The sequence below is a fragment of the Pseudonocardia sp. CA-142604 genome (genome assembly GCF_050948475.1).
GTDB classification, from domain to species: Bacteria; Actinomycetota; Actinomycetes; order Mycobacteriales; family Pseudonocardiaceae; genus Pseudonocardia; species Pseudonocardia alaniniphila.
The window spans coordinates 9,257,083-9,274,370 of the sequence record NZ_CP192045.1; the positions used below are offsets into that span (position 1 = coordinate 9,257,083).

Annotated in this window: 15 protein-coding genes; 4 read left to right on the top strand and 11 right to left on the bottom strand. The window is 72.4% G+C overall.

The window, feature by feature from the left end:
• Window positions 1-8: 8 nt before the first annotated feature.
• Window positions 9-1,301: an ATP-binding protein gene (locus ACQPZQ_RS42210; RefSeq protein WP_433290075.1), complete on the top strand. Its 1,293-nt coding sequence runs from the start codon at window positions 9-11 to the stop codon at window positions 1,299-1,301.
• Window positions 1,302-1,387: 86 nt separating this feature from the next.
• Entirely contained in the window at window positions 1,388-1,858 is a 471-nt protein-coding gene (locus ACQPZQ_RS42215) for a PepSY domain-containing protein (RefSeq protein WP_433290076.1), read from the top strand.
• 71 nt (window positions 1,859-1,929) lie between these two features.
• Here ACQPZQ_RS42215 and ACQPZQ_RS42220 read toward each other — a convergent pair whose 3' ends face one another.
• The 5 genes from ACQPZQ_RS42220 to mftF all read right to left on the bottom strand — a co-directional run bounded on the left by ACQPZQ_RS42220 (window position 1,930) and on the right by mftF (window position 8,438).
• Window positions 1,930-2,691: an SRPBCC family protein gene (locus ACQPZQ_RS42220; RefSeq protein WP_433290077.1), complete on the bottom strand. Its 762-nt coding sequence runs from the start codon at window positions 2,689-2,691 to the stop codon at window positions 1,930-1,932.
• A 104-nt stretch (window positions 2,692-2,795) separates the two neighbouring features.
• Entirely contained in the window at window positions 2,796-3,647 is an 852-nt protein-coding gene (locus ACQPZQ_RS42225) for an FAD binding domain-containing protein (RefSeq protein ID WP_241040206.1), read from the bottom strand.
• A complete protein-coding gene (locus tag ACQPZQ_RS42230; RefSeq protein ID WP_433290078.1) occupies window positions 3,644-6,121 on the bottom strand; it encodes a xanthine dehydrogenase family protein molybdopterin-binding subunit in 2,478 nt (825 codons plus the stop codon). Before ACQPZQ_RS42230 ends, ACQPZQ_RS42225 begins: the two co-directional genes overlap by 4 nt.
• A 1-nt stretch (window position 6,122) precedes the next feature.
• Entirely contained in the window at window positions 6,123-6,641 is a 519-nt protein-coding gene (locus ACQPZQ_RS42235) for a (2Fe-2S)-binding protein (protein WP_241040204.1), read from the bottom strand.
• A gap of 294 nt (window positions 6,642-6,935) precedes the next feature.
• Window positions 6,936-8,438 (bottom strand): mycofactocin biosynthesis glycosyltransferase MftF, encoded by a 1,503-nt coding sequence (mftF, locus tag ACQPZQ_RS42240; RefSeq protein ID WP_433290079.1) that lies wholly within the window; start codon window positions 8,436-8,438, stop codon window positions 6,936-6,938.
• A gap of 148 nt (window positions 8,439-8,586) precedes the next feature.
• Here mftF and ACQPZQ_RS42245 point away from each other — a divergent pair, with 148 nt between their 5' ends.
• A complete protein-coding gene (locus ACQPZQ_RS42245; RefSeq protein WP_433290080.1) occupies window positions 8,587-9,732 on the top strand; it encodes an alkaline phosphatase family protein in 1,146 nt (381 codons plus the stop codon).
• Between the two features lie 28 nt (window positions 9,733-9,760).
• On the opposite strand, the gene mftE is transcribed toward ACQPZQ_RS42245, so the two are convergent.
• The 6 genes from mftE to mftA are packed head-to-tail and all read right to left on the bottom strand — an operon-like array spanning window position 9,761 to window position 16,049.
• On the bottom strand, window positions 9,761-10,462 hold the full coding sequence (gene mftE / locus ACQPZQ_RS42250) for a mycofactocin biosynthesis peptidyl-dipeptidase MftE (protein ID WP_433290081.1): 702 nt from the start codon (window positions 10,460-10,462) through the stop codon (window positions 9,761-9,763).
• Entirely contained in the window at window positions 10,459-12,390 is a 1,932-nt protein-coding gene (locus ACQPZQ_RS42255; RefSeq protein WP_433299651.1) for a mycofactocin system FadH/OYE family oxidoreductase 2, read from the bottom strand. The genes mftE and ACQPZQ_RS42255 overlap by 4 nt, the downstream gene beginning before the upstream one ends.
• A complete protein-coding gene (locus ACQPZQ_RS42260; RefSeq protein ID WP_433290082.1) occupies window positions 12,390-14,387 on the bottom strand; it encodes a mycofactocin system FadH/OYE family oxidoreductase 1 in 1,998 nt (665 codons plus the stop codon). The genes ACQPZQ_RS42255 and ACQPZQ_RS42260 overlap by 1 nt, the downstream gene beginning before the upstream one ends.
• Before the next feature lie 16 nt (window positions 14,388-14,403).
• Window positions 14,404-15,627, bottom strand: a complete 1,224-nt coding sequence (gene mftC / locus ACQPZQ_RS42265) for a mycofactocin radical SAM maturase (protein WP_433290083.1) — start codon at window positions 15,625-15,627, stop codon at window positions 14,404-14,406.
• Between the two features lie 19 nt (window positions 15,628-15,646).
• The gene (mftB, locus tag ACQPZQ_RS42270; protein ID WP_433290084.1) at window positions 15,647-15,940 is read right to left on the bottom strand and encodes a mycofactocin biosynthesis chaperone MftB; all 294 of its coding nucleotides are present in this window, start codon (window positions 15,938-15,940) and stop codon (window positions 15,647-15,649) included.
• Window positions 15,941-15,947: 7 nt separating this feature from the next.
• Window positions 15,948-16,049 carry a mycofactocin precursor MftA gene (mftA, locus tag ACQPZQ_RS42275; RefSeq protein ID WP_241040196.1) on the bottom strand — a complete coding sequence of 34 codons (102 nt, stop codon included), beginning with the start codon at window positions 16,047-16,049 and terminating at the stop codon, window positions 15,948-15,950.
• Window positions 16,050-16,110: 61 nt separating this feature from the next.
• Between mftA and ACQPZQ_RS42280 the strand changes: the two genes are divergently transcribed.
• Window positions 16,111-17,286 carry a GNAT family N-acetyltransferase gene (locus ACQPZQ_RS42280; RefSeq protein ID WP_433290085.1) on the top strand — a complete coding sequence of 392 codons (1,176 nt, stop codon included), beginning with the start codon at window positions 16,111-16,113 and terminating at the stop codon, window positions 17,284-17,286.
• The last annotated feature ends 2 nt before the right edge of the window (window positions 17,287-17,288 follow it).

A 17,288-nucleotide genomic window follows, 5' to 3' on the forward strand; every position in this document is an offset into this window, starting at 1 on the left:
GAGAGCAGATGCGCCGCCGCATCCTCGTTCTCGTCGGGGCGACGACGTCGCTGGTCCTCATCGCCTTCCTCGTGCCGCTCGCCCTGCTGCTGCGCACCGTCGCCGCCGACCGGGCGGTGCAGGCCGCCACCGTCGAGGCCCAGTCGCTCAGCTCGCTCGTGGGCACCACCGACCGGGCCACCCTCGCGCTCGCCGTCCAGCAGCTCGATCTCAGCTCGCCCGACGCCGTCAGCGTGTTCCTCGCCGACGCCACCGTCCTCGGCTCGGCCGCCGATCGGACTCCGCTCGTCGAGCTGGGAGCGCTCGGCACGAGCAGCTCCGCGGAGGTGGACGGCGGCCGGGAGATCGTCTTCGCGGTGCGCGACCAGACCGGTGGCGCCGGGGTGATCCGCTCGTTCGTGCCTGATGCCGAGCTCGGCCGTGGCGTTCCGGGGGCATGGCTGATGCTGGGAGCGCTCGGTGTCGGCCTGCTCGGGCTCAGCCTCGCGGTCGCCGACAGCCTCGCCCGCTCCCTGGTCCGGTCCACCACCGACCTTGCAGCGGTGTCGCACCGCCTCGCCATCGGCGAGCTGGACGCCCGAGCCGACAGCAGCGCGCCCAGCGAGCTCGGCGTGGTCGCCGAGTCACTCAACGGACTGGCCGCCCGTATCACGGAACTGTTGCGCGAGGAGCGCGAGACCGTGGCCGACCTCGCCCACCGCGTCCGCACGCCGCTCACCGCGTTGCGCCTGGACGCCGAGGCGCTCTCCGCTCAGGGCGACGCGGCCCGGATCGGCGCGGGCGTCGACGCGGTACAGCGGGCGGTCACCCAGGCGATCGAACAGGCCAGGCGCCGTGGCACCGGCCCGGGCGCGGGACGCACCGGCAGCGACGCCGCAGCAGTGGTGCGCGAGCGCGTCGCGTTCTGGGACGTGCTGGCCGAGGACACCGACCGGGAAACGGTGGTCGACATCGCGCCGGGACCACTGCCGGTCGGGCTGGGCGCCGCCGACCTCGCGGCCTGCGTGGACGCGCTGCTGGGCAACGTCTTCGCCCACACTCCGGACGGCACGTCGTTCGCGGTGCGGCTCGCGCCGCGACCGGACGGCGGCGCCCGGCTCGTGGTCGCCGACTCCGGACCGGGCCTGTCGGACGGGGCAGCCGTCCGGCGCGGCGCCAGCGGCGCCGGATCGACGGGCCTCGGGCTCGACATCGCCCGCCGCAGCGCCGAGCAGGCGGGAGGGCGGCTCGAGCTGGGTCGCTCCGCCGACGGCGGGCTCGAGGTCGTGGTCGACCTCGGTGGCCCTGACACTCCGGCCTAAGGCGCGCTTAGGACTCTTGCAGCGTGGCGCTAGCCCGATGATCGGCAGTGTCCAGGTCGACGGACAAACGACCTGAAGGAGCAGAAATGCCCACGCCCCGCATCGTGATCGCCACGACCGCCACGGTCGCCGCACTGCTGATCGGCGGTACCGCGATCGCCACTGCCGCCACGAACGACACGAGCGGCACGGCCACCCCTCGGCCCGTCGCCGTCCAGGACGGGAGCAGCACCACGACGGTTCCCACCACGGTCCCGGTCACGACACCGGCAGGATCCACCCGCGTCGGCGAAATCTCTCGCGACGAGGCCGCCGCGATCGCCCTGGCGCACATGGGCACCGGGAGGGTCACCGAGATCGAGCGGGAGTTCGAGCACGGCCGGATGGAGTGGAAGGTCGAGATCGTGGGCCGGACGGGCGAGCACGACGTGCGCGTGGACGCGACGACCGGCGCGATCACCCGAGTCGACGCCGACGACGACCGGCGCGACGACGACCGGGGCAGGGACGACCGGGACCGGGACGACCGGGACGACGACCGGGGTGGCGACCGCTGACCGACCCCAGGCCTGACGCCCGAGAGCCACGTTCACGCCGTGTGACGGAACGTGGCGCTCGGGCGGCTTCGTCAGCTGGAGCGGCTGCGCTTGATCAGGAAGATGATCAGCAACAGCAGGAGGCCACCCGCCACCGGGGCCAACCGCTTGAGCACCGGGGCACCCGCGGTGTCGAGCAGGTCGATCGCGTCCACCTCGCTGCGCATCGACGGCGCGGCCACCCTCGGCACACTCGCCGGCGCGGGAGTGCTGGGGGCGGACGCCAGAACCGGGCCCTTGGCGGCGGTGGCCGTGGCCGTGGCCGGCGCGCCGGACCCGTTGGTGCTGCCCCCGCCTGCGGCGGTCTCGGAGCCGGTGGACGACTGCGCGGCCGACCCCGTGGCCTGCTCGGGCGCGAGCTTGCTGGCGACGCACGCCGAGAACTGGCCGATGATCTTGTCGGCCACGTCCGAGATGACACCGCGGCCGAACTGCGCGGGCCGACCCGTGATCGTCATGTCGGTGACCATCGTGACGGCCGTGCGGTCCGGCCCGTCGGCCGTCATCGTGCCGGTGACGGTGGCCTTCGCCGTGCCGTTGCCGCGCGAGTCACGACCGTTGGCCTCGATGACGACCTCGTGCTTGTCGTCGTCGCGCTTCACGTACGTGCCCTTGCCCTTGTACGTGAGCGAGATGGGCCCGAGCTTCACCTTCACGGTGCCGGTGAAGGAGTCACCCTCGTATTCCTGGAGAGTGGCGCCCGGGAAACACGGAGCCACGGTCTCCGGCGTGTTCAGCGCCTCCCATGCCTTCTCGATCGGCGCTTCGATCGTGAATTTGTTCTCCAACTGCATGAGCTATCTCCTCCTCGGACCCCTGGTCGATCGCCGAGGGGCGTAAAAGCCGTGGACGCCTGCCCCTGTGATCGGAGCAGGCGTCCACGGTTTAGCGACGAACGTCAGCCCGCGGCCGCCAGAACCGCGCGGCCGGTGAGCACCTTGGCCAGATGCTCACGGTAGTCCGCAGCCGCGTCCGCGTCACTCGGAGCGGCTGTGCCCTCCGTGACGTGCTCGGCTGCGGCGCGCACGGCGTCGGCGGTGGCCGGCTGCCCGACGAGCGCCTGCTCGACGCCCGTGGCTCGGATCGGCGTGGTGCCCATGTTGGTCAGCCCGACTCGGGCCTCCGCAATGGATCCGCCGTCCACGCGAATGGCCGCCGCGATGGCGACCATCGACCAAGCCTGCGCGGTGCGGTTGAACTTCTCGTAGTGGCTTCCCCAACCGGTGTACTTCGGGAAGCGGATCTCGGTGAGGATCTCGGTCTCACCGATCGCCGTGGTGAAGTAGTCGAGGAAGAACTCGCTCGCCGGCACGGTGCGCGTGCCTTCCGCTCCGGCGATCACCATCTCGGCGTCGAGTGCCAGCGCCACGGCACCCAGGTCACCTGCCGGGTCGGCGTGGGCCAGCGAGCCACCGATCGTGCCCCGGTGACGCACCTGGTTGTCCGCCACCGTCTCCGTGGCCTGGGCGAGCAGCGTGACGTGCTGCTTCACCAGGTCGTCCCGGATGACGTCGTAGTAGGACGTCATCGCACCGATCGCGATCCGGTCGCCGTCCTCGCGGACGCCTCGCAGCTCCGGGATGCCGCCCAGGTCGATGAGCACCGAGGGCGCGGCGAGCCGCAGCCGCAGCACCGGGATCAGGCTCTGGCCGCCCGCGAGGATCTTCGCGTCGTCCCCGCCGTCCCGCAGCGCCGTGATGGCGTCGGCCACCGACGACGGCTTGACGTAATCGAACTTGGACGGGATCACTGGACCTCTCCCTGCGGATTGTTCGGGTCGATCGAGCCCAGACCGGCACCCGGTGAGTGGGTGTCGACCGGGGTCTCCTGAGTGGAACGCCCCTTTGCGTCCTGGATGGCCCGCCACACGCGCTGCGACGTGCACGGCATCCCGATGTCGCTGACGCCGAGGGGGCGCAGCGCGTCGAGCACACCGTTGACGATCGCGGGCGTCGAGGCGATGGTGCCCGCCTCGCCGACGCCCTTGACGCCGAGCGGGTTCGACGTGGACGGAGTGCTCACCACGCGGGTGTCGAAGCTCGGCAGATCGGCCGCCGACGGAAGGGTGTAGTCGACGAACGTGCCGTTGACCAGGGTGCCCTCCTCGTCGTAGTTGGCCTCCTCGAACAGGGCCTGCGCGATGCCCTGGGCGAGGCCGCCGTGCACCTGACCTTCGACGATGAGCGGGTTGACCACATTGCCGACGTCGTCCACGCAGACGTACTTGCGCAGGTCGACGTGCCCCGTCTCGGTGTCGATCTCGATGGCCGCCAGGTGCGTGCCGTGCGGGAACGAGAAGTTCTCCGGGTCGTACACGGCGTCGGAGTCGAGCGAGGGCTCCATGTCCTCCGGGTAGTCGTGCGCCGCGAACGCGGCGAACGCGATCTCCTGGATCGACTTGCCCTTGTCCGTGCCGCGCACGGTGAAGTTGCCGCTCGCGAACTCGATGTCGTCCTCGGACGCCTCGAGCAGATGCGCCGCGATCTTCTTGGCCTTCGCGATGACCTTGTCGGCGGCCTTCACGATCGCGATGCCACCGACCACCAGCGAGCGCGAGCCGTAGGTGTCGAGGCCCTTGGGCGAGATCTGCGTGTCGCCGTGCAGAACCTCGACGTCCTCGAACGGCACGCCCAGCTGGTCGGCGACGATCTGGCTGAACGCCGTCTCGTGGCCCTGGCCATGCGCCGAGGCGCCCGTGATCACCTCGACCTTGCCGGTGGCGAGCATCCGGATGCTCGCGGCCTCCCAGCCACCCGCGCCGTAGGACAGCGAACCCAGCACCCGCGAGGGGGCGAGACCGCACATCTCGGTGAACGTCGAGATGCCGATCCCGAGCTGCACGGGGTCGCCCGAGCGTCGCCGCTCCTCCTGCTCACGACGCAGGCCTGCGTAGTCGAACAGCTCCATCGCCTGCTGCGTGGCCTGCTCGTAGTTGCCCGAGTCGTAGGTGAGCCCGCACACCGTGGTGAACGGGAACTCCTCGTGCTTGATCCAGTTCTGCTCGCGCAGCTCCAACGGGTCGCGGCCGAGCTCGACAGCGAGCTCGTCCATGATCCGCTCGATGGCGAACGTGGCCTCCGGCCGCCCGGCGCCCCGGTAGGCGTCGGTCAGCGTCTTCGTGGTGAAGACGTTGGTGCACGTGAACTTGTAGGCCGGGATCTTGTAGATCGCGTTGAACATGAACGCGCCGAGGATCGGCACACCCGGGGTGACGAGCCCGAGGTAGGCGCCCATGTCCGCCAGCAGCTTCACGTCCAGGCCGGTGACCGTGCCGTCCTTCTTGGCCGCGATCGTGATGTCCTGGATCTGGTCGCGCCCGTGGTGGGCGGCGAGCATCGACTCGGAGCGGCTCTCGGTCCACTTCACCGGCCGGTGGAGCTTCTGCGCGAGGACGACGACGAGCATCTCCTCGGGCAGCACGCCGATCTTGCCGCCGAAGCCGCCGCCCACATCGGGGGCGATGACCCGCAGCTTGCTCTCCGGCACACCCAGCGTGACCGTGGTCATCGTCCGGAGGATGTGCGGCACCTGCGTGGCGGCGTAGACGGTGAGCTGCTCGCCCGTCGGGTCGCACACCGCCGACCGCGGCTCCATGAACGCCGGGATCAGGCGCTGCTGGATGAACCGGCGGCGCACGACCACCTGGTCGGGGTCGGCCTCCGCGGCCGAGATCGCGTCGGCGACGCTCGCGCCGGTGCCGGCCTCACCCGAGTCGAACACCCAGGTGGCGTTCTCGTTCGTGCCCAGGCCGGGGTGGACGAGCGTGGCCCCCTCGGCGAGCGCAGCCTCCATGTCGAGCACGGGCTCGAGCGGCTCGTACTCGACATCGACGAGGTCGGCGGCGTCACGGGCCTCGGCGGCGCTGCGGGCGACGACGACGGCCACGCCCTCACCGGCGAAGTGCACGGTGCCGGTGGCGAGCACGGGACGCTGCGGCGCCTTCATGTCCGGTGTGATCGGCCAAGCGCAGGGCAGGCCGACCTGCTCGACGCCCAGGTCCGCGGCCGTGTAGACACCCACGACGCCCGGGGCCTGCTCGGCTGCGGTCTTGTCGACGCCCATGATCGTGGCGTGCGCCAGCGGCGAGCGGACGACCGAGATGTGCAGCGTGCCCGCCGGCGTGATCGCGTCGGTGTATCGGCTGCGGCCCGTGATGAGGCGGGCGTCCTCCTTGCGGGTTCTGGCCTTTCCGAACTCGACGGTGGGTTCGGCGGTCGCGGTCATTTTAGTCGCCCCCTCCGGCCACGGACACCGGCGACTGAACGTCGGCCTGGACGCCCGGCTTCATCTTCTCGGCGGCGCTCTGCACCGCGCGGACGATGTTCTGGTATCCGGTGCAGCGGCAGAGGTTGCCCTCGATGCCCTCCCGGACCTCTCGCTCGTTGGGGTCGGGGTTGTCTCCGAGCAGGTCGATCGACTGCATGATCATGCCCGGAGTACAGAAGCCGCACTGCAGCGCGTGACACTCGTTGAAGGCCTCCTGCACGGGGTGCAGCTTGCCGTCACGCGCGATTCCTTCGATCGTCGTGACCTCGGCGCCGTCGGCCTGAACAGCCAGTACGGAGCAGGACTTCACGCTCTGCCCGTTCAGGTGGACGGTGCAGGCACCGCAGTTGCTGGTGTCGCAACCGACGAGCGTGCCGGTCTTGCCGAGGCGCTCCCTGAGGTAATGAACCAGTAATGTGCGGGGCTCTACGTCGTCGGCGTACTGGACGCCGTCGACGGTGACCCGGACCTGTGCCATGAGTCTTCTCCTCAACCGCGACCACGGTGTCGTATCGCGCCAGCATGTGTTCCGGAGGGCCGGCCGAGGTGGTCGCACCACCATCCGGGCCGCCACCCCGTTGTGGCGGCGAGCACATCACACCGCTGTTGATCCGACGGTGCAACCGATCCCCTTCGCACCGGTATACCTACCCCTGGGTGACCGCGGGGCGAACTTCAGGGCACTCGTGCGACGTCCCCGCGAAAGCGGAGATAGCCGCTGGACAGCTCCGCAACAGCGGATCCAAATAGGCGAGCTAATCACCCTTTCGGATTAGCCCTGACGGACGGCCGCCTCCGGGGCACCTCGATTCGCCGTCGCGCGGTCCGTTGCGATCCCGGTTCCGACCGGTCGCAGTGGTTCCACAGTGTGGTGGCGCAGTGCACCCCACCACAGACCCGAGCCGTAGGCGAGGTCGTCGAGCCGGTGGGCCAGCAGGTGCCCGAGCAGCCCCGGCCGGGCCTCGGGGTCGCGACCGCGGTGGCGCCACCAGTCCACGACGCCCTCAGTCACAGCGACGGCCAGCACCGTGCGGCGCGCTCGGCGGGACAGCAGGCATGCCGCGAGCGACACCGGCCAGTAGTGGCGCGTCACGGCGTCGGCCGTCTGCGCGACAGCGCCCACCGCTCCCGCTGCCACGAGACGCGCCGCGGCCCGGCGGGGCCGGCGTACCGGCAGCTTCCGCGAGAGCCGCTCGGCAGCGACCGCGCTCACCGCCACCGCTGCTGCCGCCGCCCGTGCGGTTCCGACCAGCGTCAACGCGCCGACAGCGGCCGCCAACGGACTCAGCACCATCGGCGGCACCGAACCGCGGTGCCGCATCGCGAGGGGCGCGGCCCCGGTGCCGTAGTACGCCTTGCGCAGCCACCACGCGCCGAAGGTCGTCCGGTGATCGTGCGCGACGCGGGCGCTCGGCTCGTAGCGCAGCCGCCAGCCGGCCTCGTGCAGGCGCAGCACCAGGTCGACGTCCTCGGCCACCTGCATCCGCTCGTCGAATCCGGCACCGACCGCGCTGCGGCGCACGAGCAGGGCCGCGCTCGGCACGTACGCCACCCTCGAGCGCGGCACGATCAGCGCAGGGTCGGGCCCGAGGTCCAAGGAGGACCGCACGGCCTCGTACGCGGCCAGTAACCCGCCGATCGGCGGCACCGGCTCGGCCGGGGGCAGTGCGACGATCCGCGGCGCCGCGAGGCCGACGGCGGGATCGGCGAAACACGCGAGGAGCGGCTGCAGCCAGCCGGGCCGGGGCACCACATCCGAGTCGAGGAAGGCGACGAGCGGGGTCGTCGCGACCGCGAGGCCCGCGTTCCGCGCAGCAGCCGGGCCGCGGGCCGACGGATGCCGCAGGACAGTGGCGCCGCCCGCCTCGGCCACGGCCCGGACCGCGCCCTCGTCCGCCGATCCGTCGTCCACCACCACCAGGCCGCCCAGCCCGTCCGGAAGCGCGGCGAGCAGGCGCGCCAGTTCCGGCGCCCGGTCCCGCACGGGCACCACGACCGTCACCTCGGCCACGGCCGGCACGGCGGACACCGGCTCGGCCACCGGGTGCGCGATCCCCGCGTCGAGCAGTCTGCGGACGAGGGCGCCCGACTCCTGGCCCGTCACCGTGCACCGCCCGTGCGCGAGCAGGCGCCTTCCGGCGTCGGAGAGGCGAAGCAGCCGGGGCGGTGCACCACCGATCAGCACCGCGCCGTCGTCGAGGGTGCGGACCCGGCGGTCGAGCGCCACCCCGAACCCGAGCGGTAGCGCACTCTCCGCCGGACCCGTGGCCGTCACGCAGGCCTCCGCCGGCCGGAAACTCCTGCCACGCCGACGTCGAGCACCCCGTCACCGTAGGGCTCTCCTGCCCGAAGCGACATCATCACTCGGCGAGGCATCTCACCATTCGCGGCACGGTGCTGGCCGTGGTGGCAGGCTGACTCCGATGAACGTCCCGGTCCTGCCCGACTACGGCCACCGTTCACTCGCGGAGGTGCTTCCGGCCATCCTCTCGGCACTCGGAGTGCCGGGTGGACCTCCGGCGCTGGCGTTCGAACCGGTCCGAGCAGCGGCCCTGCTGCTCGTCGACGGCCTGGGCACCGAGCTGCTGCGCGAACACGCGGCCGATGCACCGTTCCTCGCGAGCCTGCCCGACGCGGGACCGCTCACCGTCGGGTTCCCCTCGAGCACGTCGATCAGCCTCACCTCGCTCGGCACGGGGCTGCCGCCGGGGGCCCACGGGATGGTCGGCATCTCCTTCCGCGCCGACGACGGCGAACTGCTCGACACGCTGCGCTGGACGACCCAGGGCGCGGACGGCGCGATCGACATGCGCGAACTGCTCCCACCCGAGCAGGTGCAGGCAGCCCCGACCGCGCTGGAGCGTGCGGCAGCCGCCGGCGTCGCCGTCACGGTCGTCTCGAAACAGGAGTTCGGCGGATCCGGACTCACGCGGGCGGCGCTGCGGGGCGGCGACTTCCGGGGCACCTACGCTCTCGGCGACCTTGCCGCCGAGATCATCGCCGGGCTCACGGGAGCGGGCAGGCGGCTCTGCTACGGCTACCACGCCGATCTCGATCTCCTCGGGCACCTGCACGGGCCGGGCACGTTGGCGTGGCGGCTGCAGCTGAGCGAGGTCGACCGGTTGGTCGCGCTGATCGCCGAGCACCTGCCGAGCGACGCCGCGCTCGTGGTGACCGGCGACCACGGCATGGTCGCCGTCGATCGGATCTTCGACGCCGACACCGACCCCGTGCTGCAGGAGGGCGTGCTGCTGCTCGGCGGCGACGCGCGCTCCCGCCACGTCTACGTCCGGCCAGGGGCGACGGAGGACGTGCTGGCCACCTGGCGCTCGGTGCTGGGGGACAACGCCTGGGTCGTGCCGGGCGACCAGGCCGTGGCGGAAGGCTGGTTCGGTCAGGTCATGCCACAGCTGCGCGGCCGCATCGGTGACGTCGTCGCCGCGGCGCGGGGCACGGCGGCCGTGACCAGGTCGGTCGCCGAGCCGATCATCTCCCGGCTGCCCGGCCAGCACGGCTCACTGTCGGTGGAAGAACAACTCGTCCCGCTCCTGGTGGCCCGCACCTCCTGACGCGGGACCCCCGGGAGTCGCCCGTGGCTCACGCCAGGCGCCCTCGGCGGTCGAGAGTCCAGCGGGAGAGGGCCTCCAGAAGCGCCGTGCCCATCTCGGCGAGGAGGCGATCGCCCTCTTCGCGGGACGCACCGGCCGGGTCGCCGAGCACCCCGTTCGGGCTGGCGGCTGCGATCCCGGCGCGGCGCAGGGTCGGGAGCAGCTCGGCCAGCGGCGCCGTGTTCCCTGCCTCCGCCAGTTCCTCCCGCACGAGCGTGGGCTCCAGCGCGAGCAGGATCGACGTCTCGGTGCGCCCGGCATGCGCGTCCCCGCCCGGCACGCCGCAGCCGAACCACGCCATGTCCCGGCCCTCGTCCCGCAGGCGGAGAACGGCCTCGGACACGGTCGGGAAGTTGCCGCCGTGCCCGTTGACGAAGACCAGCCGCCGCACCCAGTGGCCGGCCGATCGGCCCAGCTCGACGAGCACCGCGTTCAGCGCCTCGTGCCCGATCGAGAGGGTGCCAGGGAAGCCCTCGTGCTCGCCGGACGCGCCGTAGGCCACCGCGGGAGCGACCAGCAACGACGGGTCGGCGTCCGCAGCCCGGTGGGCGACGGCGGTCGCGATCCGCGCGTCGGTGTCCAGCGGGAGGTGCGGACCGTGTTGCTCCAGCGATCCCACCGGCACGAGCACGGTGGGCTTCGCCTCCGGCGCCAGTTCGGTCCACGTGCGTTCACCGAGCCGGACGTTCACAGCGCGACCCCCACCCGATGGCCGTCGAGGACGGCGGCGTGCACCCGGCGCGGAGCCACGCAGTCGCCGATCCGGTGCACGGGCACATCATGGCTGCGCAGCGCCGTCCAGAGCTCGTTCTCCGGCAGCGGCGGCACGGCGCAGACCACCCAGTCGCAAACCGTCTCGGAGACGGCGCCGACGGGATGGTGCAGCACGGTCAACCGGACGCCGGCCGCGACCGCGACCGCGCCGAGAACCGTCCTGTCGGTGGAGAGCGCGATGCCGGCCCCGCGCGCCCGGCGGTGGAATCCGGGCATGTCGAGGGTGAGCCCGAGATCCTGCCCGACGACCATGCCTGGCGTCATGATCTCCACGACGCAGCCGCGCGCGGCCAGCAACTCGGCCACCGATGTGCCGTGATGGAACCCCAGCTCGTCGTAGACCAGGACGGTGCCGGACGGCTCGGCGGCGCCGCGGAGGACGTCGCGGACGTCGACGACGCGGTCGAGCCCGCAGGCCCACCCCGGCTGCGCCGGCCGGGCGCCGGTGGCGAGCACGACGACATCGGGCTCCTGCTGCTTGATTGCGGCCAGGTCGACCTCCTTGCCGGTCCGCACATCAACACCGAGCCGCAGGCACTCGTGCAACAGGTCGTCGACCAGAACTCCGAACTCCTCCCGACCGGGTGCCAAGGCGGCATCTGCCACCTGACCGCCGGTCCGGGGCAGGCGCTCGCACAGCACCACCCGGTGCCCCCGCCCGGCGGCTGTCGCCGCAGCCTGCAACCCCGCCGGCCCGCCACCGACCACGAGCACCCGCCGCCCCGGCCGTGCGGGCGGGGGGAGTGGAACCCCCTCACGGCCCGCGCGGGGGTTGACCACACATCCGAGCCGCATGTTGAGCCCGACGCGCCCCGCGCACTCCTGGTTGCACCCCGTGCAGCTGCGGATCCGACGGGATGCGCGGGCGCGGCCTGCGAAGCCCGGGTCGGCGATCTGCCCGCGGACCACACCGACGAGGTCGCACTCCCCGACCCGGATCGCGCGTTCGGCCTGTGCCGGGTCGGTGAACCGGCCGACGCCGATCACCGGCAGCGACACCGCCGCCCGGATCGCGGACGGGACGGCCTGCGCGTAGCCCGCCGGCACGCCCATCGGAGGCTCGACCAGGTGCAGTGTCGCCGTCGCGACCCCCACCGAGGTGTTGACGTAGTCGATCACCCCGTCGTGATCGAGCAACCGGGCGGTCTGCACCGCATCGGCGACCGAGGTGCCGCCGGGGATGCCCTCGTCACCGCAGAGGCGGACCCCGAGCACCCGATCCGGGCCGATCATCTCGCGCACGGCGGCGGCGACCTCGCGGACGATCCGCACCCGGTTGACCAGCTGACCGCCGTACCGATCGGTGCGCAGGTTCGTGAGTGGCGAGAGGAACTGCCGCAGGATCGACGCCTGCGAGCACTGCAGCTCCACGCCGTCGTACCCGCCGTCGACGCAGTGTCCGGCGGTGAGCGCGTACCCGGCGACCAGCTCCTGGATCTCCTCGGCGGTGACGGCCTTCGGAACCTCGCGGAACATCGGATCCGGCACCGGCGACGGCGCCCATACGGGGAGCCGGGAGTGCATGCCGCAGGACTGGGCGCCGTTGTGGTTGAGCTGCGCCAGCACCGGCACACCGTGTGCGTGGACCGCATCGGTGATCCCGCGGTGGGCGGCGATCGCATCGGGATCGGCACCGTCGATCAGCTTCTCGTAGGGCCGGTCAGCCGGGTGGACGGAGTGCTCCTCGGTGATGACCAACCCGGCTCCGCCGGCCGCACGGGCCGCGTAGTAGGCGGCGTGCCGGGCCGTCGGGCGTCCGTCGCGGGCGGCATTGGTGAGGTGCGCGCAGAAGACGATCCGGTTGCGCAGGGTCAATGGCCCCAGTTTAAGTGGCGAGAACAGCATCACGCGACCGCCTGCGCGACCGCGTCGAACTCGGCCGCGGCCCGCCGCGCCTCGAGCACGGCCTCGTACACGGTGCGAGGGGCGATGCAGTCGCCCACGCGGGGCAGCTCGGGATGCGCAGCCCACAGCTCGTCCTCCGGGAGGCGGTGCCCGCAGTCGATCACCACCGCGCAGTCGATCTCGCGGCGCTCCCCCGTCCAGACGTGCTCCAGCACCGCACAGCCACCGTGCACGCCGCGCAGCAGCGAGTACAGCTCGCGCACCACCCCGGCCCGCTGCAAGCGCGTGTTGGCGGGCACCAGATCACCCGTGCGGGAGAGCTGGACGCCCGCCACCGCATCCCGGGTGACGATCGTGACCCGGCGCCGCGCGGCGGCCACCTGCTCGGCGACGCCCACGCCCGTCCAGTCGCCGATCGGGTCGTGCACGACGACGTCGCCCGCAGGCAGTCTATCCAGCGCCGCCTCCGTGGATCCCGCGGCGAGTACGCCGGCCTCGAACTCTGCGGCGGACAGGACGGGCACATCGCTCGTGTAGGGACGCGGTCCGGGCCGCGAGCCGGTGGCGAGCAGGACGCCGGTCCCGGCGCGCTCGGCGGCGTCGAGCCCCGGGACGTCGGCCTCGACGCCGGTCTCCACCTCGACGCCCAAGCGGATCAGCTCCCGCTCCCACCAGGGCACGAGCACACCCATCCGCTCCCGACCGCCCACGGCCGCGGCGAGCAGCAGTGCCCCGCCGAGCCGGTCTGCCCGTTCCATCAGCCGCACCCGGTGCCCCAGCAACGCCAGCACCCGCGCGGCCTCCATCCCGCCCGGCCCGCCCCCCACGACGAGCACGGATCGCCGTGCCGGGCCCGTACGAGTGCGCGAGTCGCACGGCGGGTCCTCCGTCTCGTGGCCTGCCCGCGGCTCGGCCTCGTCGGAGACGATCGGGTTGCGCGGGTCACGCACGATGGAGTGCTGATTGGACAGAGTGCAGGGCCGGATGCGTTCTGGAGTTCCCGCGCGGACGTGCGCGACCAGGTCGGGTTCGGCGATCTGGCTTCGCGTCATCTCGACGAGATCGGCGATGCCCTCGTCGAGCGCCGCCTGCGCGAACACGGGGTCGACGACGCTGGCCTGCAACACCACCGGCACCGCTCCGCCGAGTGCCGAGCGGACGGCGCCGCAGAGCGACCGGTTGAACCCCGGCGAGACGTGCAGGTCGGGCCGGGTCGCGAAGACCGACATCCCGGAGCCGCGGACGACCACGAGATAGTCGATCGCCCCGGCCACCGCGAGCGCGGTCGCCACGCCCTGCTCCGGCGTGATCCCGGCCCACGGGGCCAGCTCGTCCGCACACAGCCGCAGGCCGAGGACGCGGCCGTCGGTTCCGTCGCGGTCGAGCCCGGACCGCACAGCCGCGAGCACCTCACGCAACAACCGGGCGCGGTCCTCGCCGTAGGCGTCGGCGCGCCGGTTGGTGAGCCCGGAGAGGAACTGGCGCAGGATCGAGTGCTGCCCCGCGTTGATCTCGACGCCATCCAGCCCCGCCTGCGCGGCCAGCACCGCTGCGGCGGAGAACCCCGAGACCAGCTCGTCGATCTCGGGCTGCTCCATCTCCATCGGCACCTCACGGCTCGCCGCGTCGGCGACGCCCGAGGGCCCCCACAGCGCCTGCTGCCCGTACGCCGAGCTGCCCTGCGCACCGGCGTGCCCGAGCCCCGCGAGCACGAGGGTGCCGTGCGGGCGACAGGCGTCCACCACCGCGGCCCATCCCGGGACGGCGTCGGCGGCGCGTGGCGCGCGCTCGTAGGGCCAGTCGGAGTCGTGCACGCTCGCCACCTCGGTGACGATCACACCGGTGCCGCCCGCGGCGCGCCGCGCGTAGTAGCCGACGTGCCGGTCGGAGATCTCGCGGTCGCGGGCCAGGTTGGTCTCGTGTGGACCGAACAGCACGCGGCTGGGTGCGGTCCGTCCCCTCAGGACGACCGGCCGGACGAGGCTCGCGCCGGACACCGAAGGGGACGGCTCCTCACGAGCCCGCGACCGGGATCCGCAGCCGCGAGTCGGACGCGTCACCGGCCATCCCGGCGAGCGGGCTCGTCTCGCACGCCTTGTCGGGCCGGCGCCCGATCGTGACCGGGACGGGGCGGCGCGAGTTCCGCGGAGCGGAGCGGGAGTGGTCCACGTCCGACCGCGGGACGGCGACGGCCTCGTCGCGCGCGGCGAGAGCCTGCTCACCGAAGCCGCGCACGCACTCCGGGTCGGGGCCGTCGAGGGGCAGGCCGGTGAAGAACTTGGCCGCCATGCAACCGCCCTGGCACGAGTCGTAGAAACCGCAGCTCCGGCAGGCCCCGCCGGTCTGCGGCTGCCGCAGCTCCGCGAACAGCTCCGACTCCCGCCACACATGCTGGAACCCACCCGGCGAGCGGACGTTGCCTGCGAGGAAGTTCTCGTGGATCGCGAACGGGCACGCGTAGACGTCCCCGACCGGGTCGATCAGGCAGACGACGCGGCCCGCGCCGCAGAGGTTGAGCCCGGGAAGCGCCTCGCCGTAGGCGGAGAGGTGGAAGAACGAGTCGCCGGTGAGCACGTTGTCGCCGTGCGCCAGTAACCACTGGTAGAGCTGGTGCTGCTGCTCGGCGGTCGGGTGCAGCTCGTCCCACACGTCGGCCCCGCGTCCCGACGGGCGCAGCCGTGTGATCCGCAGCTGGGCGCCGAACTTGTCGGCGATGGCCGCGAAGTCGTCGAGCTGGTCGACGTTCTCCCGCGTCATCACGACGCTGATCTTCGGTTGGCCGAAGCCGGCATCCGCGAGGTTCTCCAGCGCCCGCATCGCGGTGGCGTACGAGCCGGGGCCGCGCACGTGATCGTTGACGGCGGCCGTGGCGCCGTCGAGGGAGATCTGGACGTCGACGTAGTCGGTGGCCGCCAGCTGGCGCGCCCGCGTCGCGTCGAGCTTGATCCCGTTGGTCGAGAACTTGACGCCGACGTCGTGGCCGACCGCGTAGTCGAGCAGCTCCCAGAAGTCCGATCGCACGGTCGGCTCGCCGCCGCCGATGTTGACGTAGAAGACCTGCATCCGCTGCAGCTCGTCGATCACACCCTTGGCCTCGGCGGTGGTGAGCTCCCGCGGATCCCGGCGCCCGGATGAAGACAGGCAGTGCACGCACGCCAGGTTGCAGGCGTACGTGAGCTCCCAGGTCAGGCAGATCGGCGAGTTCAGGCCGTACTGGAAATGATCGACCAGCTTCACTGCCACTCCATCTGTATCTCTAGGACCGCTCTTCGATGGTGCCGTTCGCCGCCAGCCCGGCCAGGGCCCGCAGGTACGCCGGGCGCTGCGTCTCCTCGACGGCCGCCGCGTCGATCGCGGCGTTGACGGAGTCGTGCTGCTCCAAGCCGGATACGACGGCGACGAGCTGCGGGGTTTTCAGGAATGACAGCTTGCGGGTTCCGAAGTGGTAGACGAGCGCCCCGAAGGGTTCGGGACGCACCGCCACCTGCGGGCTGCAGCGATAGGGCAGGTCGGGGTCGAACCCGCGCCCTGCCGTGTCGCTGGTGGGCACCGGGTCGCTAGTAGACACCGCACATGCCGTCGATCGACACCTCTTCGACGAGCGTCTCCTCGACGACGGGCTCCTCGGTCACGGACTCGGACTGCTCGATGGGGGACATGGGTCATCTCCTGCCGACGACGGGGTGATCCGGCCCGCACGTTAATTGGCACCCGGTGCCAATGACAAGGCTCGCGTTCGTCAACGCCGGGATCAGGACCGGGACGGCCGTGGTCGCGACCGCCGGGCATGCTGCTTTCGTGTTCGTTCCCCTCCTGCATCTGGCCACGCCCGCCGAGTGGCGCACGGCGCTCACCGCCGGCGTCATCGCGCCGCCCTCGCTCGACGAGGTGGGGTTCGTCCACCTGTCCACACCTGATCAGGTCGCGCTGCCCGCAGGGCGACTGTTCCCGGGCCGCACCGATCTGGTGCTGCTCGTGCTCGACCCGGACCGGATCGTCGTCCCCGTCCGCTTCGAACCGGGGCTCCCGACCGACCCTGCCTCGATGCGCTTCCCCCACGCCTACGGCCCGGTGCCGGCAGCTGCGGTGCTCGGCGTGCTGCCCTACCGCCCGCGCCCCGACGGCGGGTTCGACGCGCCTGTCCTCGGCACCGTCGATCCGGGTTGGCGCCACGCGGTGCTCGAGCCGTCGCTGCTGCGCCGGATCGCCACGGCGGAGGTGCCGGTGACGGGCGGGGTCGCGATCCGGACGACGACCGTGCCGGGCTCTCCCGAACACAACCAGCTCCTGGTGAGCGGCCGCGCGGACGCCGCGCAGGTCACCGCCGACGCGGAGCGCGTCCTCGACGGCGGTACCGAGCGATGGGTCCTGCTCACGGGGGCGCACCTGGCGGAAACCGCCGCGGGGCTCGCCGGGGGTGGCTGGCAGGTACAGGAGCTGGTGGGGATGGCGGCGCCCGCGGGTGGGGAGCCGGTCGCCCGCGTGACGCAGGTCGACGCCGCCGAGCTGCGGCCCCTGGCGGAGGCCGCCTGGCGGCGGGACCTGCCCGGGATGGATCCCGCGCTGATCGCCGAGGCCCTCGACGGCCGGCGGCTCGAGGAGGCCGTGCTCGACGTGCGCCACCTCGCCGTCCCCGCCGGTGGGCGGTTCGTCGCCTCGGCGGTCCTCAAGATCGACGGCGGAACCGCACTGATCGACGCGATCTCGACCGAGCCGGACCACCGTCGCCAGGGGCACGGCGACGCGCTGCTGCGCACCGGGATGGCTCTCGCAGCGCAGGCGGGCTGCGACCTGGTCGTCCTGGACGTGGCCGCGGACGACTGGACCCGAACCTGGTACACGCGCCGCGGCTTCGTCGAGGTCACGCGCTCCTGGTCGGCTCGCCGCACGCCCTGACC